Origin of the sequence: Nocardia sp. NPDC006982 (genome assembly GCF_042869435.1) — a bacterium.
Classification (GTDB): Bacteria; Actinomycetota; Actinomycetes; order Mycobacteriales; family Mycobacteriaceae; genus Nocardia.
Genome location: NZ_JBIAFV010000003.1, coordinates 321,899 through 346,030, shown reverse-complemented (window position 1 = coordinate 346,030; position 24,132 = coordinate 321,899). Strand labels below are relative to the sequence as shown.

The 24,132-nt window shown below is 65.2% G+C and carries 25 protein-coding genes; 12 read left to right on the top strand and 13 right to left on the bottom strand.

Annotated elements, in window-relative coordinates:
• Window positions 1-3: 3 nt before the first annotated feature.
• The 10 genes from ACFYOW_RS14975 to ACFYOW_RS14930 form a co-directional block, all read right to left on the bottom strand.
• Entirely contained in the window at window positions 4-1,272 is a 1,269-nt protein-coding gene (locus tag ACFYOW_RS14975; RefSeq protein WP_387288122.1) for an MSMEG_0569 family flavin-dependent oxidoreductase, read from the bottom strand.
• Window positions 1,269-1,589, bottom strand: coding sequence for an MSMEG_0570 family nitrogen starvation response protein (locus ACFYOW_RS14970; RefSeq protein WP_387288120.1), 321 nt, complete (start codon window positions 1,587-1,589; stop codon window positions 1,269-1,271). Before ACFYOW_RS14970 ends, ACFYOW_RS14975 begins: the two co-directional genes overlap by 4 nt.
• Window positions 1,582-2,496 (bottom strand): carbon-nitrogen hydrolase family protein, encoded by a 915-nt coding sequence (locus tag ACFYOW_RS14965; RefSeq protein ID WP_387288118.1) that lies wholly within the window; start codon window positions 2,494-2,496, stop codon window positions 1,582-1,584. Before ACFYOW_RS14965 ends, ACFYOW_RS14970 begins: the two co-directional genes overlap by 8 nt.
• Window positions 2,493-3,971: an MSMEG_0567/sll0787 family protein gene (locus ACFYOW_RS14960; RefSeq protein WP_387288116.1), complete on the bottom strand. Its 1,479-nt coding sequence runs from the start codon at window positions 3,969-3,971 to the stop codon at window positions 2,493-2,495. Before ACFYOW_RS14960 ends, ACFYOW_RS14965 begins: the two co-directional genes overlap by 4 nt.
• A 1-nt stretch (window position 3,972) precedes the next feature.
• Window positions 3,973-5,031 (bottom strand): MSMEG_0568 family radical SAM protein, encoded by a 1,059-nt coding sequence (locus ACFYOW_RS14955; RefSeq protein ID WP_387288114.1) that lies wholly within the window; start codon window positions 5,029-5,031, stop codon window positions 3,973-3,975.
• 9 nt (window positions 5,032-5,040) lie between these two features.
• Window positions 5,041-5,586 carry an MSMEG_0572/Sll0783 family nitrogen starvation response protein gene (locus tag ACFYOW_RS14950; protein ID WP_387288113.1) on the bottom strand — a complete coding sequence of 182 codons (546 nt, stop codon included), beginning with the start codon at window positions 5,584-5,586 and terminating at the stop codon, window positions 5,041-5,043.
• Between the two features lie 1,293 nt (window positions 5,587-6,879).
• Window positions 6,880-8,148 (bottom strand): PucR family transcriptional regulator, encoded by a 1,269-nt coding sequence (locus ACFYOW_RS14945; protein ID WP_387288111.1) that lies wholly within the window; start codon window positions 8,146-8,148, stop codon window positions 6,880-6,882.
• 632 nt (window positions 8,149-8,780) lie between these two features.
• Window positions 8,781-9,152 carry a hypothetical protein gene (locus ACFYOW_RS14940; protein ID WP_387288109.1) on the bottom strand — a complete coding sequence of 124 codons (372 nt, stop codon included), beginning with the start codon at window positions 9,150-9,152 and terminating at the stop codon, window positions 8,781-8,783.
• Window positions 9,153-9,191: 39 nt separating this feature from the next.
• On the bottom strand, window positions 9,192-9,338 hold the full coding sequence (locus ACFYOW_RS14935; RefSeq protein WP_387288107.1) for a helix-turn-helix domain-containing protein: 147 nt from the start codon (window positions 9,336-9,338) through the stop codon (window positions 9,192-9,194).
• A gap of 87 nt (window positions 9,339-9,425) precedes the next feature.
• Window positions 9,426-10,211: an amidohydrolase family protein gene (locus tag ACFYOW_RS14930; protein WP_387288106.1), complete on the bottom strand. Its 786-nt coding sequence runs from the start codon at window positions 10,209-10,211 to the stop codon at window positions 9,426-9,428.
• A gap of 70 nt (window positions 10,212-10,281) precedes the next feature.
• Between ACFYOW_RS14930 and ACFYOW_RS14925 the strand changes: the two genes are divergently transcribed.
• Genes ACFYOW_RS14925 through ACFYOW_RS14915 form a run of 3 tightly spaced genes read left to right on the top strand, consistent with a single transcriptional unit; the run spans window position 10,282 to window position 13,704 of the window.
• Window positions 10,282-11,043, top strand: a complete 762-nt coding sequence (locus tag ACFYOW_RS14925) for a GntR family transcriptional regulator (protein ID WP_387288104.1) — start codon at window positions 10,282-10,284, stop codon at window positions 11,041-11,043.
• Window positions 11,044-11,053: 10 nt separating this feature from the next.
• Window positions 11,054-12,313 carry an MFS transporter gene (locus ACFYOW_RS14920; protein WP_387288102.1) on the top strand — a complete coding sequence of 420 codons (1,260 nt, stop codon included), beginning with the start codon at window positions 11,054-11,056 and terminating at the stop codon, window positions 12,311-12,313.
• Complete coding sequence (locus ACFYOW_RS14915) at window positions 12,310-13,704, top strand: GntP family permease (protein WP_387288101.1); 1,395 nt, start codon at window positions 12,310-12,312, stop codon at window positions 13,702-13,704. Before ACFYOW_RS14920 ends, ACFYOW_RS14915 begins: the two co-directional genes overlap by 4 nt.
• 480 nt (window positions 13,705-14,184) lie before the next feature.
• Here ACFYOW_RS14915 and ACFYOW_RS14910 read toward each other — a convergent pair whose 3' ends face one another.
• The 3 genes from ACFYOW_RS14910 to ACFYOW_RS14900 form a co-directional block, all read right to left on the bottom strand.
• The gene (locus ACFYOW_RS14910) at window positions 14,185-14,538 is read right to left on the bottom strand and encodes a hypothetical protein (protein ID WP_387288099.1); all 354 of its coding nucleotides are present in this window, start codon (window positions 14,536-14,538) and stop codon (window positions 14,185-14,187) included.
• Window positions 14,490-14,783 carry a hypothetical protein gene (locus ACFYOW_RS14905; protein WP_387288098.1) on the bottom strand — a complete coding sequence of 98 codons (294 nt, stop codon included), beginning with the start codon at window positions 14,781-14,783 and terminating at the stop codon, window positions 14,490-14,492. Before ACFYOW_RS14905 ends, ACFYOW_RS14910 begins: the two co-directional genes overlap by 49 nt.
• A 96-nt stretch (window positions 14,784-14,879) precedes the next feature.
• On the bottom strand, window positions 14,880-15,413 hold the full coding sequence (locus ACFYOW_RS14900; RefSeq protein ID WP_387288096.1) for a TetR-like C-terminal domain-containing protein: 534 nt from the start codon (window positions 15,411-15,413) through the stop codon (window positions 14,880-14,882).
• Between the two features lie 762 nt (window positions 15,414-16,175).
• On the opposite strand from ACFYOW_RS14900, the gene ACFYOW_RS14895 reads away from it, so the two are divergent.
• The 9 genes from ACFYOW_RS14895 (at window position 16,176) to ACFYOW_RS14855 (ending at window position 24,126) form a co-directional block, all read left to right on the top strand.
• Window positions 16,176-16,439 carry a phosphopantetheine-binding protein gene (locus ACFYOW_RS14895; protein ID WP_387288094.1) on the top strand — a complete coding sequence of 88 codons (264 nt, stop codon included), beginning with the start codon at window positions 16,176-16,178 and terminating at the stop codon, window positions 16,437-16,439.
• Window positions 16,440-16,476: 37 nt separating this feature from the next.
• A complete protein-coding gene (locus ACFYOW_RS14890) occupies window positions 16,477-17,616 on the top strand; it encodes a 3-oxoacyl-ACP synthase (protein WP_387288093.1) in 1,140 nt (379 codons plus the stop codon).
• Window positions 17,613-18,626, top strand: coding sequence for a hypothetical protein (locus ACFYOW_RS14885; protein WP_387288091.1), 1,014 nt, complete (start codon window positions 17,613-17,615; stop codon window positions 18,624-18,626). The genes ACFYOW_RS14890 and ACFYOW_RS14885 overlap by 4 nt, the downstream gene beginning before the upstream one ends.
• The gene (locus ACFYOW_RS14880) at window positions 18,623-20,293 is read left to right on the top strand and encodes an FAD-dependent monooxygenase (protein WP_387288089.1); all 1,671 of its coding nucleotides are present in this window, start codon (window positions 18,623-18,625) and stop codon (window positions 20,291-20,293) included. The genes ACFYOW_RS14885 and ACFYOW_RS14880 overlap by 4 nt, the downstream gene beginning before the upstream one ends.
• Entirely contained in the window at window positions 20,290-20,784 is a 495-nt protein-coding gene (locus ACFYOW_RS14875; RefSeq protein ID WP_387288086.1) for an SCP2 sterol-binding domain-containing protein, read from the top strand. Before ACFYOW_RS14880 ends, ACFYOW_RS14875 begins: the two co-directional genes overlap by 4 nt.
• Window positions 20,781-22,058, top strand: a complete 1,278-nt coding sequence (locus ACFYOW_RS14870) for a beta-ketoacyl-[acyl-carrier-protein] synthase family protein (protein ID WP_387288084.1) — start codon at window positions 20,781-20,783, stop codon at window positions 22,056-22,058. The genes ACFYOW_RS14875 and ACFYOW_RS14870 overlap by 4 nt, the downstream gene beginning before the upstream one ends.
• 3 nt (window positions 22,059-22,061) lie before the next feature.
• On the top strand, window positions 22,062-22,514 hold the full coding sequence (locus ACFYOW_RS14865; RefSeq protein ID WP_387288082.1) for a DUF3237 domain-containing protein: 453 nt from the start codon (window positions 22,062-22,064) through the stop codon (window positions 22,512-22,514).
• Between the two features lie 65 nt (window positions 22,515-22,579).
• Entirely contained in the window at window positions 22,580-23,392 is an 813-nt protein-coding gene (locus ACFYOW_RS14860) for an ABC transporter ATP-binding protein (RefSeq protein WP_387288081.1), read from the top strand.
• A complete protein-coding gene (locus ACFYOW_RS14855) occupies window positions 23,389-24,126 on the top strand; it encodes an ABC transporter permease (RefSeq protein WP_387288079.1) in 738 nt (245 codons plus the stop codon). The genes ACFYOW_RS14860 and ACFYOW_RS14855 overlap by 4 nt, the downstream gene beginning before the upstream one ends.
• Window positions 24,127-24,132: the final 6 nt, after the last annotated feature.

The following is a 24,132-nucleotide window of genomic DNA, read 5'->3' as shown; positions in this document are numbered from 1 at the left end:
GTCTCAGGCAGCGGCGGTGGTGCGGGCGGTGACGGTGATCCGGTCGGCGAGGTGTTCGGCGTCGCGAGCGATGGCCGCGAAGCGACCGGAACCCCAGGTGTGTAGCCACGGCAGGCCGAGAAAGTACAGGCCAGGGGTGGTGGTGACGCCGCGGTTGTGGCAGGGGTGTCCTTCCCCGTCGAAGACCCCGACCTTGAGCCATCGGTAGTCGGTGCGGAAGCCGACCGACCACACTACCGAGCTGATATCACTTGTGGCCAAGTTTATTTCGGTGGCCTCCCGGTCCGGCCGCCACACCGGGCGATAGCGCGTTTCGGTGGGTGCGTCGATGTTCTCGCGGGCGATGTAGGCGTCGATGGAGTCTTTGATGCCCTCGGCCACCGCGTCGGCGGCGTCGAGAGCCTGCTCCAAATCCGGTTCGAAATACGCTGTGCTGCCGACAACATCGACCATGCGGCCGTAGAGACTCATGCCTTCGACAGCGAATTGACGCAGGTCGATGTCGCGCCCTCCGTCGCGGCCGGTGACGTAGTGGTTGGTGTTCTCGCGTTTGCCGAGCCCGCCGGGCTGGTCTTCGATGGGGATGTCGTAGTGGCCCATATCCTGTAGCCACGCCACGCAGTCGCGTCCCCGATAGAAGCGGGCCACGCGCGGTGCGCCACCCACCGCGAGATGTACCTGGCGGCCCGCCAAATGCAGATCCTCGGCGATCTGCGCGCCCGATTGGCCGGTGCCGACGACGAGTACCGACCCCTCGGGCAGGTCTGCGGCGCTGCGGTATTCGGCCGAGTGCAATTGCAGGATCGAGTTCGGTAGCCGCTCGGCGAAGCGCGGCAGAGTCGGTGTGTGATAACCGCCAACGGCGACCACCACATGATCGGAATGCAAAGGGCCGAAAGTGGTTTCGATATCGAATCCGCCATCAGCGGCCAGGGTGACCCCGGCGACGGTGACGTGCTCGCGCACCGGCGGGTCGAAGGTGTCGGCGTAGCCGCGGACCCAGGCGTAGACCTCCTCGCGTTTCATGAACCCGTGCGGGTCGGGTCCGTCGTAGCGGTAGCCGGGCAGTACGCACTGCCAGTTCGGGGTGACGAGAGTGAAGTTGTCCCAGCGCGTGTCGCGCCATTCGTGGGCGATGGTGTCGCGTTCGAGCACTACGTGGTCGATGCCGCGGTCGGTCAGATGCCAGGACATCGATAGTCCGGCCTGGCCACCGCCGATCACGACGACATCGTGGTGCTCAACAGGAGACGAATCCAGAAGCGGGGTCACGGTTTTCCTCCGGAAGTAGCGGCCTGCACGGACGGTGGGGTCATCGACAGCACGCGGACGGCACCTGGTGTGGTGCGCGCCTGTGCGGCAGCCGATTCGATGGCGTCCAGGCTCTGCATGGCCGAGGTGCAGTAGAAGCCGAACTTCTCCTTCACGCGTTCGGCGGCGATGGTCAGGGCGGTCGAGGCCCGGTGCACGAACTCGTCGACCGGATAGTCGACACCGGTCGCGAGATGGTCGTGGATCACCAGCGATGGTGAGTAGCAGGTCTGGACGCTGCCGTCGGGCCAGCGGATGTCGTAGGTCATCTCAGGCATGAGCGGCCGCCAGTTGCTCGGGTTGGCCGACGACGCCGTGGCGGGCGACCACGCTGTGGTAGACCTCTGGTCGCCGGTCGCCCAGGTTGTACATGCCCCCGCCACGCGCCTGTCCGAGCGCGTGCTCGACATCGACGGTGGCCGTGGCCAGTCCGGGTTGGGTGCCGGTGGTGGCCAGGACCTCCCCGCCGGGCCCGACGATCTTGGCGCTGCACACGAACCGTAGCGAGCCGAAGGTGCCGGCCTGGTTCGAGGCGATCCAGACGACCTGGTTTTCCACGGCGCGGGCGCGGTCGAAAATATCGAAACGCTGGGTCCAGCGGTCGTCCTCGAGCCGTTCGGCGGTTGCGGTGCGCGAGGTCGGCCACGCCGACAGCGATGTGATGATCTGCGCGCCGTCCAACGCCAGAGCGCGCGCGGCTTCGGGGAAGGCCTTGTCGTAGCAGATCTGCATACCCATCCGCCCGATCGGGGTATCGAACGCGCGATACTCCGATCCGGCTGCGTAGCAGAGGTCTTCACCGAGCGGTTGATGCACCTTGCGGTAGGAGCCGAGGATGCCATCGCCGGTGAGGGTGACTGCGGCGTTGTAGCGCATCTCACCTTCGGCTTCGCAGAAACCGAGGGTGAGGACCAGATCACCGGCCATGGCCGCGATCCGGCGCAGTTCGGGCCCGTCGAGGGTGAGCGCGGGCGGTAGGCTTCGCAGACGGCGTTGCCTGGCCTCTTCGCTTTCGTCGCCGCCGCCCAGGCTGGGCAGATACCCGCCCAGGCAGGCTTCGGGCAGGACCAGCAGCCGGCTGCCGCGGGTGCGCGCCTGCTCGATCAGTCCGGCGATGGTGCTGTAGCAAGCCTCCATGTCGCGGCCGAATTCGGCGGCGGCGACGGAGATGGTGAGTTCGGTCATGAGTGTCCCAATCCGGTGACGGTGCCGGGCACCGCTGTGGTGGTTGTCCCGTCCGGCCAGCGCAGGCGCACGCCGGGCGGGGAGGTGAGCACTCCGCACACCGCGGAGGTGGCTGGGCCGGGGTCAGCGATGGCCGCACCGCCCCGATCGGCGGTCAGCATGGCGAAACCGGGAAAACAGGTGATCCAGTCCGCGAGATCGGCATTCGCCGGGCGCGGGATGCGTGTCAGGTCCAACTCGACGCCGACCCCTGACGCCTCGGCGAGCATGCCCGCAGTACCGGCGATGCCAGCCATACTTACGTCCTTCGCCGCAGCCGGGGCCGTGTCGGCGACGAACCGGCCCAGTGCCCGTAGCTGCGCGCTGCTGCGGTGAGAGGATGAATCCCATTGGCTGCCTTGGTATCCGGGACGCCAACCGCCGCCGAGATCTGCGGTGAGGCGCAGCTCGTCACCGACGCGTCCGCCACCGCCCGGTATGGGCCGCGTCGTGCGGCCCAGCGCGGTCACCGACAGCGCGGCCGGACCGTCCTGGGTGTGCCCGCCCAACACGGGAACATTCCAGGTTCGGCTGGCTCGGGCCAACCCGCGCAGGACTCGGGTGAGCAACGACCGGGTGGGCGCCGCGACCGCGTCGAGTAATCCGACGGGTTCTGCGCCCATGGCCGCCAGATCGTTGAGGTTCACCAGCACCGAACACCACCCGGCCCATTCCGGATCGCGTTCGACCATCGACGGGAGAATCGCATCACAGGCGGCAATGAGGTCGCTGCCGGGCACAGGTGCGCCGTCGTCACCGCGGAATCCGGTGCCGCCCAGCGTCATCGGTTGCGAGCCGAGTCCGTTCAGCAGCGTGCCGAGCATTGACTTGGTGGTCCGAGCGAGTCGTTCGATGCGGTCGATCGGCCAGCGCATGAGTACATGAGGCACGCCGTGGATCTCGGTCTCACTCAGTCGATTCCAGCCCAGGTGAGTGAACATCGCGGCATAGCGCGCCTGGACCGTCGCCTCGAAGCGCAGCACGTTGTTGCTCTCGGCGTAGGCGCAGGCCGCGCGGACCAGAGCGTTGCCCACACCGCGGGTGCGGCGGCCACAGTTCACGACCAACCGGCTGCCGGTCCACCAGCCGATGTCCTCGGCAGTGACCGGTGCCAGACGCACGCCACCGAGGACTGTGCCGTCCGACGCCACCGCCACCAGAATGACGGTGCGTGGATCGTCGTCGAGGTCGTCGGTGTCACTGCCGTAAAACAGCCCCTGTTCGACCACGAAATTCTCGCGACGCAGCGCCCGATAGGCGGCCAACTGGATGCCATCGGCCGTGCGGATCAGAAACCCGTCCTCCGGCTCGGCCGGGTACGGATGACCGGACAGCACACAGTAATCCAGCGACGGTGTGCTGGCCTGGGCCGATTCATCGAGCCACGATCGTTGCACACGAGGGGTTTTGGTGACGGGGGTTTCGGTGGTGGTCATGTCATGCTCCCGCGGTCTGGAGCACACTGCACGCCCCGCACGCCGCGCAACCGGCTTTCTGATCTGCTCCGAACATGCCAGCGTTGCGCAATTCCGTTGCAACCCTGCGGGTTACGTCCTCGAGTTGCTCCGGTGTCGGTGCCATCGCGCCGTCGACGTCGACGGCGAGGGTGCCCGCTAGCGGCCGGAACGGCACGATGAACGGATACACCCCCATCGCGATCAATTCCCTTGCGCCGGAAACCAACTCATCCGGATTCTCGCCGAGACCGACGAGTAGATAGGTCGAGACCTGATTGCGGCCGAACACGCGCACCGCCTCGGCCCATGCCGCCTGGTAATCCGCTAGCGGTACCGTCGATTTACCCGGCATCCAGCGTGCCCGTACTCGATCGTCGAGGGACTCGACGTGGATCCCGATGGAATCCGCCCCAGCGTCGTGCAGGTCGGTGAGGACCGACAGCTCAGCGGGGGGCTCGCACTGCACCTGGATCGGCAGATCCGGCACGGCCTGCTTCACCGCCCGCACGCAGCGCGCCAGATGCCTTGCGCCACGGTCCTTTCCGGCAGAGGTCCCGGTGGTCATCACCATCTGCCGCACCCCGTCGAGCCGGACGGAGGCCGCCGCGACCTCGGCGAGTTGGTCGGGTCGTTTAACCGCGATCGTCTGGCCCGCATCCAGGGATGCCTCGATCGCGCAGAAGCGGCAGCGTTGGTCCTCGGCGTACCGGATACACGTCTGTACCACGGTCGTGGCGAGCACGTCCGCGCCGTGCAGCTTGGCGATCTGCTCGTATGCGACGCCGTCGGCGGTGCGCAGATCGTAGAACCGGGGCCGCCGCACCGGCTCGACCGATACGCCCAGGTCCGCACCGTCGAGCAGCAGCCGGTCACCGTGGAGGGTGTAGGGGCTGTCGGATCGGATGGGGATGGCAGCGCCGGCACCCCCGAACAGCACATGACCGTCGTCGCTGGGACCGGCTCCGGAACGGCGCTGCACCGGCACATCGACGCGAATGCCGAGTAGCGCGAGGTCTACTCGTGTGGATACCTCGGTCATGGCGGCGGCCTACACCTGGTAGGTGGAGTTGATGATCGCGCCCTTGCGTGCGTAGTGGATCAGCGCGTCCTGCACATCCAGCGGATGCGCCGGAATCACACCCTCGATGAGGTCCTCCTCACGCGCGCCGTGCAACGCCAGCCCGAACCGGCAGGCGAATACCTTGCCACCCTCCTTGATGAAGGTCGCCAAGGCGTCGTTGATGTTCTGCTCACCCGGAAAACCGCTGTCGCCGGTGGTTGGGAAGCCGCGGGTGGCAACCGCATTGATGGCGCCGGGTCCGTAGAAGTAGATGGCCGACTCGAAGCCCTTGCGCAGCGCGCGGGTTGCCTGCAGTACCGCCACGAAACTCACCGACGACTCGTGGGCGATGCCGTGGACGAGGGTGAAGTAGGTTTCCCCGGCCTCGGCCTGGTAGTCGGGGAATATCTTGGTCGCCCCGTAGATGTTGGTGCCTTTGGGCAGCGCCGGATGCGGGATCTCGGCCAACGATTTGGCGATGTTCTCCTCGATCGCCTTGTCGATGTCGGCTGTCGACTTGGTGGGTGCGGACATGATTCATCTCCTGGGTGCGTGTGACGAGAATCGGCGATAACGGGCCGTCTGCCGGCTGGGGGAGCGGCTCACCGATGAATCAAGTTGACGCCCGGGGTATTTCGGGTTGGTCACGTCCGGAAGAAGACGAAGTTGCCGACTATTCACCATCCGGGAGGTCGGGTTGTTTCACGTAACTACTTGTGCAGCAATGGATTTCACTCCGAAATTCGGATAGGGTCGCGTTTCGGGCTGCCGTGAAGGTGGCGCGGTGTAATCGTTGTCCAGGACTTTTCGATGTCAATTAACAATCGGAACCCGCGTGCAGCGCCCGTTCGTAACATTGGGGAAACCGGTAGCGGCAGTAACTCTCGGGAGGTCCCTGACTGGGGGTGTCCTATGCGGACCGACCTCGACGAGGTCGCCTGGGATCCGCGGGTCAGCGGCGTGGCCGGTGAGCGGCGCCATATCGCGCGACCATTCGGCCGCTTGGCGGCGCGGTGCGCCGAGGCCGAATGCAGCGGCATAGCTGCAAGTGCTAGTTCGTCGTGCCAGGCGAACGAATCCCGGAATGCGCAGCGCTGAAACATGCTCCGATATCTGCACTGGCGGAACTGGCGGACCAGTTCTTCAGCGTCGGGTTGCTGAGAGCTCCGGCCCATTGCGGCTGCGTCGCTTCGAACCACATGGTGGTGGTCGTTGGTTGACAACTCGGATGTGTACCCAGCAGTGGGGGCGGGGTTTCAAGATCACGTCCATCGCCATTGTCGACACCGTGGTTGCGGCGGAATGAGTTTGGACCAGAAGTCGTGGCGTACCGCGTCCCACAACTTGTTCATTTTCGGTAGGAGTTCTCGTGCTTGTGCGAGATCCGGAAAGTCCTCGGGGCCGAAAGATACAATCGGCGTGACGCCGGATTCGTCGTGGACGGCGACAATGGAGATCAGGTGGTCCTGAAACAGGCGCCATGTCGCGCACAATCCATCGGCTTCGGTTCGTCGCGTATCGTGCATGTTTTGTTTCCAACTCGTCGATTTTGTTCCAGGGCGTTTTCAGCCGTTGTCAATGTCGACCTCCTGCTGATTCTGATTGCACAAGTACTATCGGTTGGGTCGGGGGCGAGCATGGGTGAGAAAACGCGAAAATGCCCCTATATTCGCAACTTATAGGCGTACGGTTCCGTATGAAATTTGCGATTGGAAGCACCTGGTGGCGCTCGCCAATGGGGTGCAGCCGTGCCGCAACGGCTGGAACGGCGGACACTGATCGACTGGAGTAATTCAGTAATTCCGCCTCCGCTCGACCACACCTGGCTCACCTGCGGTAAGTATGGGCAACCAATGCCGAACGCAGGTGCCACAGCCCGCTCGCCTGGGTGGGATCGAACCCGGTGAGCTGACCGATCCGCTTGAGCCGGTAGTCCACGGTATTGGTGTGTACGTGCAGCAGCCGCGCAGTGCGCTGGCGGTTCAGGTTGTGCGCGATATGGACCTGCAGGGTCTCCAGCAGTTCCGGATGCTCGTCCAGCGGATCGAGCAGCGACCCGAGATGCTCGCGGGCGGGGCCGGGACGGGTGAGCTGGTATTCCAGGGCCAGATCGTCGAAGTGATACAGACCCGGCACCGACCGCAACCGGGTAACCATGTCGAGTAGTTCGTGGGCTTGATCGGCAGCGGTGGGCACGGTGTCGGTGGGGGCGGTGACCGCCGTGGCGGTGATGGGCACGCGCGCGGCCCGCGACAGCTGCCCGATCAGTTCCTTCAGTGTGCCCTCGGTGATGTGATCGGCGGGGATGAGCAGGGTGCCGCCATCGATCGACAGCAGCGACAATACGGCGTCGTCACAGCGCGTGGCCAGTTCCGCCTGCACGCGCCGGAGTTTGCGGCGGGCAACGACTTTCGCGTCCAGCATCGGGTTGGACTCGTCCGGGTGGGAAGGAACGGCGAGGGCTATTACGCGATAGCGGTCGGAGATGTCGATGCCACACTCGCGGGCCATGGTGGAGGTGGGGTGGCCCCCGAGCAGCGCCGAGGTGAGCGTGTGCACCGCGGTGTGGTGCTCCGACACGACCGCGCGCAGTTCGCGCACATAGGCCACCGAGACCGCCGTGGTCATGGTGTCGAGCATTTCGACGACGAGTTTCGCGCTGTCAAGGATACTTTGGTAGTCGGCCATGCTGAGGAGCATCGGGTCGGTCTCGGCCGAGCCGGAGGCACACTGCTGAGCCAAGGCGGTGGACACCACCAGGTCGAAGCCGATCTTGAAGCCCTCGTGGATGGCGTGGTGAATAGTATCGATGGGCACGCCCTCGCGAGCCCATTGGGCCGCGGCGTTCTCGAGCCGCTCGGTCTTCTCCGGAATGTTGCTGCCGTCCAGCATGCTGACGGCCAGTTCCAAGCACACGCGTGTGATGATGGTGATGTCGCCGTGGATCGCGTCACCGGGCAAGGTGCCGCAGGGAGCGACGGTTTCGACGAAATGTCCGACCATTTGCCGCGACAAGGCCCGTACGTCTTTCAACGGCGACGATATGGGACGACCGGATACAGTGAGTCCTTGCCGGTGTGGAGCGGTGACAGACATAGTCGAACTTCCTTCAATCTCTGTTAGCTGCACTATTGCACCAGCGTAACCAGAACTAGATTCGTAAGGACCGTTTACTCCGAGTCATGTGATACTTCGGGAGGGGCGGTCGACAAGCGATAGTGATAGTTCACAATTGCGGTCGGCTAGAGCTGCGACTAGCGTGCCGAGACGTCGGCGAGCAGTGAGTCGAGCACGACCAGGAGACGGCCGCCGAAACGAGCGCGAACGGCGAGATGGACGGCGTGTATCCACACCCTCAGTGCGCATTTAGTGCCTCGTCCAGGTAGGTCGGTCCGGTAACCTCGTGCAGTCGCGGCAGTTGATGCTGCTGGGTGCTGATGGTGGCTCGTAACCCGGAAGTGTTCGCCCGGCAGCTGTCCCCGGGGGAGGGACGCCGGTTGCAGAAGATCCTTAAGACGAGTAGGCAACCGATCAGGATGCGGCGGGCGACCAACTCCTACGCCGCGGAGTCCACACAAGCGCGTTGCGGCACTGGACAAAGACATCACAGCCTGGATCGAGCAATGGAGCGCCGGCCCGAACCATTCGTCTGGCGCAAAACCGCGGAGGAGATCCTCGAGTTGGGCCTCGCCGCCGCCGCGGCCACGACCGACGCGCGTTTTTGAGGGTCACTCCACTAGGTCGAGCTCGGTCACGGGGAGCGTTTCGCGAATCACGTTGTTCCAGTGCCGTTTCGGTTCGCCGACGTGAATGCGGCGAATCCTTTTCGCGAATGCGGTGAGGATCGCGTGCCGTTGGATTTTGGCCAGAGCCTGAGCGGCGCAGGTGTGGGTGCTCATGGCCTCGATCAGCTGCGCCAGCTGCAGATCGGTGCGCCGCCGGGGCCACACCACCATGTCCCGGGGCGTGCCAGCCCCTTTGCCTGGTAGCAGCGCAGCCATGGCTGCACGGTCCGCAACGGGATGTAGGCATCCGCGGCGGCGCAGGTCATGGGCGCACACCGTCGTGCAGATGGACCACAGCACCTTGCGCCGGCTCATCGCCTTCGGTGTCCGTCCAACTGGTCACCCCGGGCACCGTCACGACAGCGTCTTCGCGGTGGCAGCCGACAAATGCCGGTAGATGGTGGGGCGGGTGACACCGAACTCGACGGCGATCTGCGCGACGGTGTAGCGGCGCTCACCGGTCTCGTCGAGTTCGTCGTACATCTGCCGAGCGAGGCTCACCTGCTGCGGTCCGAATTTCGGGTTCGACCAGCGGTTCCGGTACGTCCCTGGTAGCCGGTGCTTATCGCCGGCTCCGATAGATGCGGTTCACAGTCGGCCATCGGTCCGATCTCCGATCAGCCGGGCGGGATTCGTGGCCATGATGTCGTGCAGTACGGGGGATTCGACGAGCCTGGACAACCACTGCACGCAGTCGGCGTAGGTGCGGCCGCTCTCGTGCTGGGTCCACGGCCAGTCGCTGCCCCACAGTAACCGCTGTGGTCCGCACTCGTCGAGCAGTCGTTTCAGCATCGCCTCGGCAGCTCCGGTGAGGGAGCGGTATGGTGCCGAGACCTTGACCCAGACATGCTGGCGACGGCTCAGTCGCAGTATCAGCTCATCGGCCGGTGTCCCCGGCAGCCCTAGATGGTCGATGACCACGGCAGAGGGCCAATCGGCAAGTGCCGGGACGAGTTCCAGCCATTGGATAGTAGATGCCTGCACCTCGAGATGCTGGCCGCGCCGGGCGAGTTCGCGCCCCAGCTGCCGCCATGCGCGGCCGGTCAGGTCAGGGACCTCGCCACCGATCGCATTGATCCGGGCACCGATCACGCCCACACGGTCAAGTGACCCGATATCCCCAGGGTGGTCGAGCACGACCACACCGTGGAACCGGTCCGTCCGGCTGGTGAGACAGTCGAGCAGGAATTCGTTGCGCGAGCCGAGAAAACTCGGCTGGATCAGGAAGGCCGTGGCGATTCCGTGCTCGTCGAGCAGCGCCAAGTAGCGGTCCGGCGTTGCGTCATAGTCCGGGAAATATCGCGGGTGCCGGACGGCGGGCAGAGAGCAGAGGAAGACATGGGCGTGGGTGTCGATCCATCCCTTTGCGTGCACGGACGCCCCTTTCGACGCGATTCCTTTAGAGCTATAGACCTATAGAGGATTATGTGACATAGTTTCCGCCATGCCTCACCGAGAGACGCGCGTCACACCGGGCCGTGCCGAGTTGGACAGTGGCGATTCGCGGCTGCCGCTGCACGCCCGCCTGCGCGATGTGCTGACCACCCGCATCCAAGCCGGCGAATGGAATCCCAGCACCGCGTTGCCCGCCGAGAGCGCCCTCGCTGCTTATTACGGGGTCGCGCTGGGCACCATGCGCAGAGTCCTCGGGGAACTTGTCGATGAAGGATTGCTCGAGCGGCAGCAAGGCGCGGGAACGTTTGTGCGCCGCGCCAGCCTGGACTCCTCCCTGTTCCGGTTCTTCCGCTACGGGCAACCGCAGGAAGGCATTCCATCCAGCCGGATCCTGAACTTCCGGGAAAGTGTCGTACCCCCGGGACCTGCCGCCGCGCTCGGCCTCGTCACCGGAGCCGCGGCGCTGTGGCTGCACCGCCTGCGATTGCGGGACGAGGTTCCGTTCCTGATCGAGGAGATCTGGCTGCCGCTGCCGCGGTTCGCCGCACTCGTCGACGTCGGCGCGGACAACCTCGGCGATCTGCTCTACCCGGCCTACGAACGACATTGCGACGTCGTCATCGCCGCGGCGGAGGAGATCCTCATCGTCGACACCGCGAGCGCGGGCGACGCGCTGCTGCTGCGATGCCGCCGCGACGAGCCGCTGGTGGTGATCGAGCGAACCGCCCGCGCCCATGACGGCACCTCCGTCGAATGGCGGCGTTCCCGCGGCCGGGCCGGCGACTTCCGGTACCGCATCGAAATCAAATAGGGCGCGCGTCATGAAGTGGTATCGCGACACCCCACCGGCCGGTCGGCGCGCGTTCTGGGCGGCTTTCGGCGGCTGGGCGCTGGAGGCGGCGGACGCCCAGATCTACGGCCTGGTCCTGCCGACCCTGATCAGCCTGTGGGGCCTGTCGAAAGGAGACGCCGGGCTCATCTCCTCGGTCACCCTGATCAGCACCGCGTTCGGCGGCTGGCTGGCCGGGGCCGCCTCCGACCGCTGGGGACGCGCCCGCGTCCTACGGATCACCATCATGTGGTACGCGATCGCCACCGCGGCAGTCGGTTTCGCGAACGGATTCACCTCACTGCTGATCTTCCGCAGCCTGCAGGGCATCGGCTTCGGCGGGGAATGGGCCGCGGGTGCGGTCCTGGTCAGCGAATTCGTCCGCACCCGGTACCGGGGTCGGGTCCTCGGTACGGTGCAGAGCGGCTGGGCTGTCGGCTGGGGTATCTCGCTGATCGTGTACTCGCTGCTGGTCGTGGCGCTGCCGTCACCATGGGTATGGCGGGTGCAGTTCTGGCTGGGTGTGCTGCCCGCGCTACTGGTGGTGGCGATCCGGCGCGGTGTCACCGACGCGCCCGTTCGCGCCGGACATCGAGGCAGCGGTTCCCCGTTGGCGTTGTTCCGCCCGAACCTGTTGCGCGCCACCATCTTCGGAGCGTTGCTCGGGCTCGGCAGTCACGGCGGATACTACGCGCTGACCACATTTCTCCCGACTTTTCTGCGCAGCAACCGTGGGCTGACGGTGCTGGCCAGCAACGGCTATCTGGCCGTGCTGATCACCGCGTCGTTTTTCGGATATCTCACCTCCGGCTGGTTGTCGGACCGAATCGGCCGGCGCCGCAACATCGTGTTCTTCGCGCTCTGCTGTCTGCTGACCTTGCCGCCCTATCTGCTCATCGACCTCGGTCCCGCCGCCACCCTCATCGCCGGTGCGCCGCTCGGTTTCTTCACCGCGGGCATTCCCGGCGGGCTCGGGGCTCTGTTCGCCGAGCTGTACCCCACCGAGGTCCGCGGCACCGGAGAAGGCTTCTGCTACAACGCTGGTCGCCTCGTCAGCGCCGCATTCCCCGCACTGGTCGGCTACCTCTCCGACCGGCTGGGCCTGGCGCTCAGCATCGCCGTCTTCGCGGGGCTGGCCTACACCCTGGCCGCTGCCGCCGCCTACTGCCTACCCGAAACCCGTGAACGCGGGCTGCCCGATGTCCCCGACGAGACCGCGAAACCAATCTCCCCCAAGGAAAGACTGTCGTGACTGGTCACACCTGGATCCTGCTGTTCGACCTCGCCGCAGCGATCGGACTGCTGATCTTCCTCATCAACTCCCGGCTGCGGCTGCATCCGTTCGTCGCGCTCATCATCGTCTCCGTGCTGGCGGCGCTGGTCGCCGGGGAACCGCTGGGCAAGATCGCCGATTCGATCGAGCATGGCGCCGGGGGCCAGCTCGGTGACGTCGGCGTGACGCTGGCGTTCGGGGCCATGCTCGGGCGGCTGCTCAGCGCATCCGGCGCGACCGACGCCATCGCCCAGTCGATTATCGACCGGGCCGGCCGCCGGATGCTGCCGTGGGCGGTCACCGCCGCCGCCTTCGTGATCGGCATCCCGATGTTCTTCGAGGTCGGTCTCATCGTGCTGCTGCCGTTGATCTTCAGCGTGGCCCGCAGGCTCGAGGACGAAAACGACGGCCAGGGCTCGCCCTACCTGCTCGTCGGCCTGCCCGCCATCGCGGCGCTCGCGACCCTGCACGGCATGGTGCCGCCGCATCCGGGGCCGCTGACCTCGATGGCGGGTCTGCACGCGAACCTCGGCCTCACCATCGTCGTCGGATTCGTCTGTGCCATACCGGCAATCGTCATCGCCGGTCCGGTCTACGCCCGCTGGATCGCCCCGCGGCTGCCCGGTGTCCACCCGGATCCCACCGTGCTCGCACAGTTCACCGGCTCGGCCCACGGTGACGGTCCGGGCACGCTGGCTGGCCCGCGGATGTCGACCCGGTTCGCCGTCGTCCCGGCGCTGGTACCGGTCGCGCTCATGCTGCTGCGCGCGCTCGCCGAAATCGCCCTCTCCGAGGGCAATTCCGTTCGAACCTTCCTGACGTTCCTCGGTGAACCCGTCATGGCCATGCTCGCCGGATTCGTCGTCGCACTCGCCGTCACCATTCCCCGATCTTCTGGCACCACCGAGGACATCCGCGAAACCCTCACCGACAGCCTGAAGTCGATCGCCGGGATCCTGCTGATCATTGGCGGCGGTGGCGCGTTCGCGCAGGTGCTCAAGGACTCCGGCATCGGCAAGGCCATCGTGACCGCCGCCGGGGGCATGTCATTGAGCCCGATCCTGCTCGGCTGGCTGCTCGCACTGCTGCTGTCACTGGCGACCGGGTCGGCCACCGTCGGAATCGTCTCCGCCACAGGCATTGTCGCCCCACTCGTGGGAACCCACGGGGGCCTGCAGGCCTCGCTGCTGGTGGTCGCCATCGGCGCCGGCTCCATCGGCTTGAACTGGGTGAACCACGCCGGATTCTGGCTGGTCAAAGAGTCGTTCGGAATGTCGCTGAACGACGCCACCAAAACCCACACCGTAGTGCAGACCCTGGTCAGCGTCGTCGGCCTCGCAATGACTCTGGCCTTATCGGTCTTCACCTGAGCCTGCAGTGCGGCTGGTCGAGGGGCTGGTAACAGCCGGCGGCGGCGCGGAGCTGGGCGTACGCGTCCCGAGCGTGGTACGCATCTCGCAACGTCGGTATCTGGCGGGCGACGCCTCAAGATCGGCGGGGCCAATTGTCGTGGGGGGATCGCACACTCGACAATGGCATCGCGGCACCGTCGTCGGCTGCCCGGGCTTCACGGCGGGAGTTCGGATCCCACGCCATGGCTGCGGCCGCACCGCTGAGCAGAACCGCCACGATAGCCACGATCACCACCCACAGCAGTACCACCGCGCCTTCTCTCCGGTCATCCCGCCCGTTCGCTTCATATGGGTCGTTATCCCCAGGCGGACAATCACTTTCGTACTCACCAGAATTCTTTACAGGGTGAGTGACCGGCGCGACTCGAGGCGAAGATTCTGTGGCGTTACAGCACACCCGACTCCTGATCTTTGGGATATGTCTGGTGACGCACACCGCTACCGCCATGAGCTGATCGGTCGGCAGCTCGCATACGCGTCCCGACAACTCGTCGGCATCGGAGCTGAATAGTCCACTGTGCCCCTGAAGCATTCGATGCCCAGGATGGTGAGCACGTCGCCGTTGGCGAGCACGCCGCCGACCGGATATGCGTCGTCGAGCACGTTGGAGGGATGCCCGCCTGCGATGCCGCCGTCGGGGCGTGCCCACGTGAACCGGTGCGGGTTGCGGCGGGTGCTGACCCGGTCGGAGTTCAGGTCGACCCGCCGTTCCCGGCCGATCAGGTCCCTCCAGTCGTCCTCGGTCAGGAAGTCGGGGCTGGCATGGGGCCCTGGATGATCTCGACCTCCCATTCGGCGGTGAAACGCGGGCGCATCGACTCGGGCAGCCGATGCCTGGCGAACGGGCCCCGATCGGGGATCGACAGGAGGTCACCGCGCACCAGCGCCCGGCCTTCGAGTCCGCCGATGCCCGCGATCAACGAGGTCGCGGTTGATCCGAACACCTCAGGGACAGCGAATCCGCCGCGGACGGCGAGGTAGAGCCGGAAGGCGGGACTGCCAGCGTTGACCGTCCTGAGGATGTCCCCGGCGCACACACCGATGGTCTCCCAGCCCGGCCGCGGGCGTTCGCCAGGAAGGAAGTGCTGTTTCGTGGCGAAACAGCGGCGGCGCTCGCGGGTGCGGCGGCATGGCTAACTTTCGGACAGGACTCCGTCGACCACGACGTTGACCAGCTTTTCGGGAAGGTCCGGCGTTATCGGCCTGCCCGTCAGGATTACACGCATCTGGATGGTGGCGAATAATGGCTCGAGTACATCAATGGCGGCGATTCCGGAGTGCACCTCACCGCGGGTGATCGCGCGCTCGACGACAGGCTCCATCGCCCGAAGCCGGCTCTCGAAATACAGCCGTCGCGCCTCGCTCGCCGCGGGGTTGTCCGCCGAGGCGACGCTCATTTGCAAAAGAGAACGCCCGACGGGGCTGCCGAGGTAATCACAGGCCTGTTTCATGAGATCGGTCAGATCTTCCCGCAGCGAGCCGTGGTCGGGTACGACCAGCGACGCCTGGCTTCGCGTCGTCAGCGCGTCGAGGATCATGCGTTCGCGCGTCTTCCAGCGTCGGTAGACCGATGTCTCGTGTATGCCGGCCAGCCGTGCGACGGCCGCGACGGACACAGCGTGGACCGGGGTGCCGTTCATGATTTCCGATAGCACCGCGTTGCGCACAGAAGTAACGATGTCCGGTGTGTCGGTGACCTGGGGCACGCTGAACTTGTCAGGCATTTTCGCAGTATAACGGCGCCAGCGCATTGTTCCCGTCGCTGGCATTCAATGGAGATTGCACACAATGGGCCGGAGCTGACGGGTACATCGAGCCGGACGGGTTCGGAAAAACATGGCCTCGAATTCGACTGCGGGGCAAGTCGATCCGGACGCATTGGAGGAAGTGGTCGCCGAACTTGTCATGGCGCGTTCGATGCTCTGCCTATCCTTCGGTCGACTGGTACTCGGCACCGGATGGCACTCGGCAGTCGACGACCGGCACGCTCTCGGTAGGCACTCGTAGCGTCCGTAAGCGCGCGCACGGCAGGCTGAGGCGCGCACTGCAGGCTGAGCGATGTGCGGCATCACGCGCCCTACCCGGCGGATCCGCTTCGCTGCCACCAGCGTTCGATCCCATGAGCGTGCACCGACGTGCAGTCTGACTAAAGATGTCTATAGTTACAGAAACTCGAGTTGCGCAGTCGGGTGCACCCGATTATGGTCGTACGCAAGTCGACTTGCGCAACGCCGGGCGGGACCCGGTGATGGGGATCTTGAAGCGCTTTGGGGTGTACACGCGGTGACCATGCGGCGGGGATTGCTGCGCCTGAAGAAAGTCGACTAGAGCGCGACATTGCTGTCGCCGCGTTCGACAATGCTGTCGCTACGTGCATTGCAAATAACCGGCCCGATAGGGCCGCTCTGCACAGTGAAGGGGAGATCCAGATGAGCCTCGAAACGGACGTGTACGGCGATATCGCCGACTACCTGGAAAATCACTACAGCATCGAGGTCGACAAGGTGGACCCCTCCGCGACATTCGAGGAATTGGGCCTGGATTCGCTTGGGCTGCTCGGCATTGCGGAGATCCTGGAACGCAAGTACACGATTGCGCTGAATGACGAGCGCATCGCAAGCATCAAGACGTTCGGAGAACTCGTCGATGCCGTGCGGTCACGCTCGGAGGAATCCAGCGCGAAGTCCCTATAACGGACCGAGTGACACATTCAATAGCATTGGAGTTCCGGTGACCGCATATATCACCAGCACTGGCCGATTTCTACCAGGCGATCCGGTAACAAACGACGAAATCGAAGACTTTATCGGCAAAGCGGGGAACGCGAGTTCCGCTCTTCGGGACACGATCCTCGCCAATAGTGGTATCAAGACACGCTATTACGCCCTGGATCGGGCTCAGCAAACCGTGTTCTCGAATACCGAACTGGCCGCTCGGGCGGTGGAGGACGCCGTCGAACGATCGGAGATCGCTGCCGAGGATCTGCAGTTACTCGCCGCCGCTACGACATTGCCGGACCTGATGGGACCGGGTCACGCGAGCATGGTCCACGGCCGCCTCGCCTATCCGCCCGTCGAGATCGTCACCGCGCACGGCATCTGCAGCTCGGGAATGATGGCGCTGAAGAACGCCTATCTGCAGGTCGCGATCGGCGAGAAGTCGGCCGCCGTCGCGGTCGCCAGCGAGTTTGCTTCTCGTGGCTTCAAGAGCAGCCGATACAAGGCACTCGAGAGCCGGACGGAGGACGGTTCGCTGCCCATGGAGACCGCGTTTCTGCGGTATATGCTCTCCGACGGCGCGGGAGCGGCGGTCGTCCAGGACAAGCCGAGGTCGAAGGGGGTGAGCCTGCGCATCGACTGGATTTCGCTGACCTCGTATGCCAATACCGAGCAGGCATGTATGTATTTCGGCAGCGAGTCCAACGATGCCGAGAAGACCTGGATGGACTACGCCGACGCGACAGCGGCCGCGGAAGCGGGCACTCTGGTTGCCCGGCAGCGTCTTTCGCTGCTGCCGCATCTGGTCAAGGTCGGCATCGATGAGTACGAGCGGCTGCTGAACGCGGGCAAATTCGACCCGACCACCCTGACGTGGCTTCCGGCCCACTATTCGAGTGAGCGCATGAAGTCGATGGTGCTGGGCGAATTGTCGCGGCGCGACGTGCCACGGCCTGGCCCGGAGGTGTGGTACAGCAACCTCACCCGCGTCGGGAACATCGGTAGCGCAAGCATTTTCGTGATCCTCGACGAGATGTTGCGCGAAGAGCTCGTCACGCCGGGCGACACCATGCTCTGCATGGTTCCGGAATCGGGCCGTTTCGCGATTTCATACATGCACCTCACGGCAGTGGACGGCGGCACGAGCGCATGAGTACCGCGCCAGCGGATCTACCCGTGCGGGAGGTCGGCGCCGAACCCGCTGTCATCGCGGTGTACTGGTACTCGCAGACCGGGCAACTGCGAGAGTGTCTCGAACATTTTCTCGAGCCGCTCGTTGCCGCGGGCTGCGAGGTCCGGTGGATCGAAGTCACCACCTCCGGTGACTTTCCGTTTCCGTGGTCACTCGGTCGCTTCTTCGGTGTATTCGCGCAGGCCGCCGATGCCGAGTCGACCGCGGACATCTCCGTCGGAGACGGCGGTGGGCAAGTCGGCGATGACGTGGACCTGGTGCTGGTAGCGCACCAGGTGTGGTATCTGAACCCGTCGATCCCGATGCGATCACTGGTGCGGAACTACCCCGAGCGGGTGACTGGTCTGCCGGTTGTGCAGTTCATCGCCTGCCGCAATATGTGGGTGTCCGCGGCGGTCAGTATGCGCAGCATGCTGACCGCCGCGGGCGCTCGCCCGGTCGGCGTGATCGCGGTGACCGATACCGCTAACCAACTCGTGTCGCTGTTCACCACCCTGCGGTGGCTACTGTTGGGGCGGCGGGAGGCATCGTTGGGTCTGCGTGCCGCTGGTGTGCCCGATGCCGAGCATCAGCGGCTGCGCAGCCTCGGACGGCAATTGGTCGAAGCGGGCGCGAATACCGGCGAGCAGCTCACCGCGGTGCTGCCCGAGGTGTTGGCACAGGCCGAATCCGCCCGTGAGAATGCCGCGGTGATCGGTCCGGATCTGTTGGCGGGCACGGCCTTTCGGTTCGCGTCACGACTGATCCGCCGGTACACCGAGCCGGGTGGTCTCGGCGAGAAGACGGCACTGGCCGTTTTCGTGGGTGCGCTGGGTACGGGGATCGCACTCGGCCTGCCGGTGGCCACGGTGCTGCGCATCGCCTTCCGGCGGCGCGTGGATGCCGCCATGACGAGCTATCTCGACCGCGCGCTGTACGCGGTCGCCGACGACGCTGTGCCGGTCCGGCGCAGCCGCGAGGTGCGACCATGACCGTCGACAACTGCGAGGTATTGATCGTCGGTGGCGGGCCGACCGGCCTGATCGCCGCACATCTATTGGGCCGCAAGGGGATTCGCACCCACCTGGTGGAGAGTCGATCGAGTGCGTCCGAACATCCGCGGGCCACGATGGTCAATGTTCGTACCGCGGAAATACTCCGAGAGCTCGAGTTGCTCGGTCCGGCGCAGGGGGTCGGCACCAGCCTGGAGGCGTCCGGTCGGGTCAGTTTCCACACCACCCTGGTCGGTGCCGAGCTCGGCGAGATCGACATGGTGGGGGACGCCGAGAAACTCATGCGGACGGTATCGGCGAGTCCGGTGCTGCCGCTGATCTGTCCGCAGAACGAGTTGCAGACGCTGTTGCTGCGTGAGTTATCCAACTACCCCTCCGTCAGCGTCGAGTCGGGTGTGGAGATCACCGATCTGCTCGCCGACCCCGACGGGGTGGGCGCTATGCGAGCCGACGGTTCCGCGCTAGGCGCGTCCTACGTGGTCCTCGCCGAGGGAATTCACGGTCGATTGCGTGAGCGTGTCGGCATTACGGTCGAGACCTCCGCACCGCTCGGAACGATGTTGGACATCCATTTCACCGCCGATCTCGGCTCGGCCGTCGGAGATAAGGAGAGTGCCTTGTACTGGGTCATCAACGATGACATACAGGGGGTGCTCATCACCGTCTCGCCGCAGCGCGGTACCTGGCTACTCGAGCTGACCGGCATCGACGTCGACTCGTCCGCGAAGCCCGACAAGAGCGAATGCGAGCACCTGGTCCGAACGGCCGTCGGTGCCGCCGATATCGACATCACGATCGAGTCGGTCCGGACGTGGACGATGGGTACGACGACCGTCGACGGGTGGAGTGATGTCCACCAACGGGTATTCGTGGCAGGCGACGCCGCGCACAGTTTCCCGCCGACCGGTGGCTTCGGCATGAATACCGGCATCCAGGACGCGCACAACCTCGCGTGGAAGCTGCACGGTGTGCTGCGTGGCTGGTCGAGTCCGCGGCTGCTGAGCACCTACGAAACCGAGCGTCGCCCCGTCGCGGACTTCAACGCCGAGCGCAGCGTGCACAACGCCGTTGCCATGGACGAGTTCTTCACATCGGCGCGGTCGCTGATCGGACCGGGGACCGAGATCAGCGATGCCGCCGCACTCGCGGACGGCATCGAACGACAACGGCCGCATTTCGATTTCTACGGTCAGGCAAGGGGATTCGTCTACTCCACCGGCGAAGACCGCCCGGTGGTCGCGGACGTGGTCGAGTATCACCCCGCAGTGGTGGTCGGTGCCGTCGCACCACATCTGTGGCTGGAAGAGGATGGCCGACGCACGGCCGTCGCGGATCTGACCAACGGGACCTTCGCGCTGCTGACTTCCGTCGAAGGCGCGCCCGAATGGCGGGACTCGTTCGGTGCGTGGGCGTCGGTGCTCGGCGACATACCGCTGCGGGTATGGCCGGTATCCCCGGTACCGCGTCCGGACGCCTTACACGATTTCCGCGACGACGCCATCGGGGTCTTCGGTTTGTCCGACGCCGCGGCGGTCGTCGTGCGTCCTGACGGCCACATCGGCGCGATATTGCCAGGTGCGGATCCGCACGGCGAATTGGCCCGATATCTCAACTCGATACTCGGCGAGAAAGCGGTGATCTCATGACCGACATTTCCCAGGACGACACTTCCGGGGTGGACCCGCAGCTCGCGGCGGATCTGCTCAGCAATGACCGGGCTCGGGTCAGGCGCGCGATCGAGAGTATCTCCGCACAGCGGCTCGCGGACCATCTCGAGACCGATACCGGCACAGAGGGTTTGGTCGCGGCATTCGATTTGATGCCGACGTTCTATCGCGGCGGTCTGGCTGAGCGCGCGGTGATCCGCTGGGCTGTGACCCGGCGCTCGCACGGCAAACTCGAACGCGACGTCGAGTTGACCCCCGACAGCTGCACGGTCGGGGAAAAGGGTGCCTTCGCCTCGCAACCGGCGGCGACCCTTACCGCGCCCGCATCGGCGTTCGTCGCGCTGGCCTGCGGTGCGGCGCGCGGTGTCGAATTGATGTCGCGGGGTGACCTTCGGGTGGCGGGCAACGTGCAGCTCGCGATGAAGATGGAGCGCCTATTCGATCTCGAACCGAATGCGACATCGTCATGAGCGCGCCGAGCCTGCCGCGCGCGGTGACCGCGCGGCGCAAGGTCGCCGTCACCGGGATCGGTGTGGTGTCGCCGGTGGGGAACTACCCCGGCGTGCTGTGGGACAACCTGCTCGAAGGTCGTTCGGGCGTCGGGCCCATCACCACGTTCGACGTCTCGGCCAAACGGGTTCGGATCGCCGCGGCGGTCGATGATTTCGCGGCGACGGACTGGATGGAGCGCAGGGATGCCATCCGGTTCGATCGTTTCTGTCAGCTCGCGATGGCAGCCTCCGATCTGGCACTCAAAGACGCCGGTGAGCTCAGTGCCGATCCGTCCGACGTTGCGGTCATCATCGCCAGCGCACTCGGCGGGGCCGACACCATTCGCGCCACCGTCGGCAACGATCCGAACGGTGAACGGATCCCACCGACCTTCATCCCCGTGTCGATGTCCAATGTCGCCGCCTCGGTGGTGGCTCAACGCCACGATTTCGCCGGGCCGAGCTACTCGCCGAGCAGCGCGTGTGCGTCCTCGGCCGATGCCGTCGGCCAGGGCATGCGGATGATCAGGGACGGATACGCCGACGCGTGTGTTGTCGGCGGATCCGAAGCCTGTGTCAATCCCGTAATCATGGCGGGTTTCGCCAGCATGCGGGCATTGTCGCGGCGCAACGACAGTCCCGAGCGGGCCGCGCGTCCGTTCGACGCCGACCGCGACGGATTCGTGTTGGGCGAGGGCGCGGCGGTGCTGATTCTGGAGGACATGGATCGCGCTCTCGCGCGGGGAGCGACCGTATACGCCGAGATCGCGGGCTACGGTCAAACCAACGACAGCCACCATCTGACCGCACCGCGGGCTGATGGTTCCAATGCCGCCCGGGCGATTCGCATCGCGCTGCGCGACGCGGGCATCGCGACAACCGATGTGGACTACATCAACGCACACGGCACGGGCACGATACTCAACGACCGCGCGGAAATGGCTGCGTTGCGTACCGTTTTCGGTGCCGATCTCGCGAAAACCATTGTGGCTTCTACCAAATCCATGACCGGCCACCTCCTCGGCGCGGGCGGCGCGTTGGAGGCTGCCATCGCCGCCCTGGCCGTCAAGACATCGATGATCCCGCCGTCGGTCAATCTGGACCAGGTGGCCGAGGACTGCGCGGGCGCGTCCTTCGTCTCGGCATCTACCGAGTCCGACGTCGCTGCCGTGCTGACGAATTCCTTCGCATTCGGCGGCCACAACTCGTCATTGGTCCTGCGCCGTAACGACCCTTACCGCACGGAGGAGTAGTCCATGGAATTGAAGTTCGAAGGTGAAGTCACCGCGTCATTGCATCCTCCTCGCATGGTGGGCAATACCCCGCACGGCATTCGCATGTTCATCGAGGTCGGTGAGGGAAAGCTGGAGGGTGAGCGCATCAACGGGCGGGTGCTTCCCGGCGGCGGTGACTGGGTGCTGATCGGCACCGACCAGTGGGCGCGCGCCGATGTGCGCGTGCAATTCGAGACCGACGACGGTGCGATCATCTACGCGCAATTCGATGGGCTGATCGAGATGACCGACGCCGTGCAGACAGCGTTCGCGGACGGGGTGCCCACCGCATTCGAGGACCAATACTTCCGGGTGCTGCCGCGCCTGGAGACCGGTGATCCCGACTACGAATGGGTCAACCAGACGCTTTTCGTCGGTGAGGGCCGATTCACCGAAGGCTTCGGTCTGCAATACCGCTTCTACCGGATCACCTGACCCGAACTGACCGCCCCGCACAGTGTCACATCCTTCCTCTGTCTGAAAGTGAGGTGATCGGTCCGATGAATTCATCGGATGCCAACTCGTCGTCACGTGCGATCGACGTCCGGTCGGTGACTGTGCGCCGGAAGCGGAAAACGATCCTCGACAACATCTCGTTCACCGTCGGCCAAGGCTCGGTGACGGGTTTGCTCGGACCGAGCGGCTGCGGCAAGACAACACTGATGCGCACCGTCGTCGGCGTGCAGAAGTTCTCGTCGGGCACGATCACCGTGCTCGGTCAGCCGGCCGGGCATCGGCGGCTGCGCCGTGACGTCGGCTACGTGACCCAGTCGCCGTCGATCTACGACGATCTGACCGTTCGGCAGAATGTCCGCTACTTCGGGGTGATGTACGGGAAGAAGGCCGAGTCGGTGGATCGGGCCATCGAGGACGTCGGGCTGCTCACCTACCGAGATACGCTGGCCGCCAAGCTTTCCGGCGGACAGCGTGCCCGGGTGTCGCTGGCCTGCGCACTGATCGCTGTGCCCAAGCTGCTGGTGCTCGACGAGCCGACCGTCGGCCTCGACCCGGTGCTGCGCCGTGACCTGTGGGCCTCCTTTCACAGCCTGGCCGATAGCGGCACAACGTTGTTGGTGTCCAGCCACGTGATGGACGAGGCCGAACGCTGTGATCGCCTGCTGCTCATGCGGGAGGGCAGCGTGCTCGCCGATTCCGACCCCGCGGGCTTGCTGCGGCGAACCGGAGCCGAGACGTTGGAGGACGCTTTCCTTCGGCTGATCGAGTCCGGCGACGGAGCACGGTCGTCCGCCACCGTGAGTCACCTCTCGACTCACCAGGTTTCCGAAGAAGCCCGGCCGGAGGTTTCGTTGTGAATGTCCACATGCTGTTGCACACCACCGCGCGTGTGCTCACCCAGATTCGCCACGACCGCCGCACGGTCGGTCTACTGCTCGTGGTGCCGAGCGTGCTGCTCACCTTGCTGCGCTTCGTCTTCAACGGTCGCCCCGACATCTTCGACCAATTGGGATTGATGCTGCTCGGCATCTTCCCGTACGTGTCGATGTTCATGGTCACCAGCGTCGCCATGCTGCGTGAACGCACTACCGGCACGTTGGAACGACTCATGAGCACGCCACTGTCGAAGATGGATCTACTACTCGGCTACGGACTGGCCTTCGCGGTGGTCGCCGTGGTGCAGGCCGCGGTGGCGGCCACGGTCGCCTACCAGTTCCTGGGGCTCGAATCGCAGGGGTCCATCGCGGCAGTGCTGCTGATCGTCATCGCGACGGCCGTGCTCGGCTCATCGACCGGCCTGCTGACCAGTGCGTTCGCGCAGTCGGAGTTCCAGGCAATGCAGTTCATGCCGGCCTTGGTGATCCCGCAGCTGCTGCTCTGCGGTCTGGTCTGGCCACGGGAGCAGATGAGCGGTTTCTTGCAGGGGTTGAGCAACGTCGTGCCGTTGCGCTACGCCGCGCAGGGGCTCACGGAAATCGGCACATACCCACACCCGACCACCACGATGTGGATCGACCTGGCTGTCGTGGCAGGGTTCGCCGCGGCCTCCTTGCTCACCGGCGCGGTAACGCTACGCCGACGCAGTTCGTAATCACCA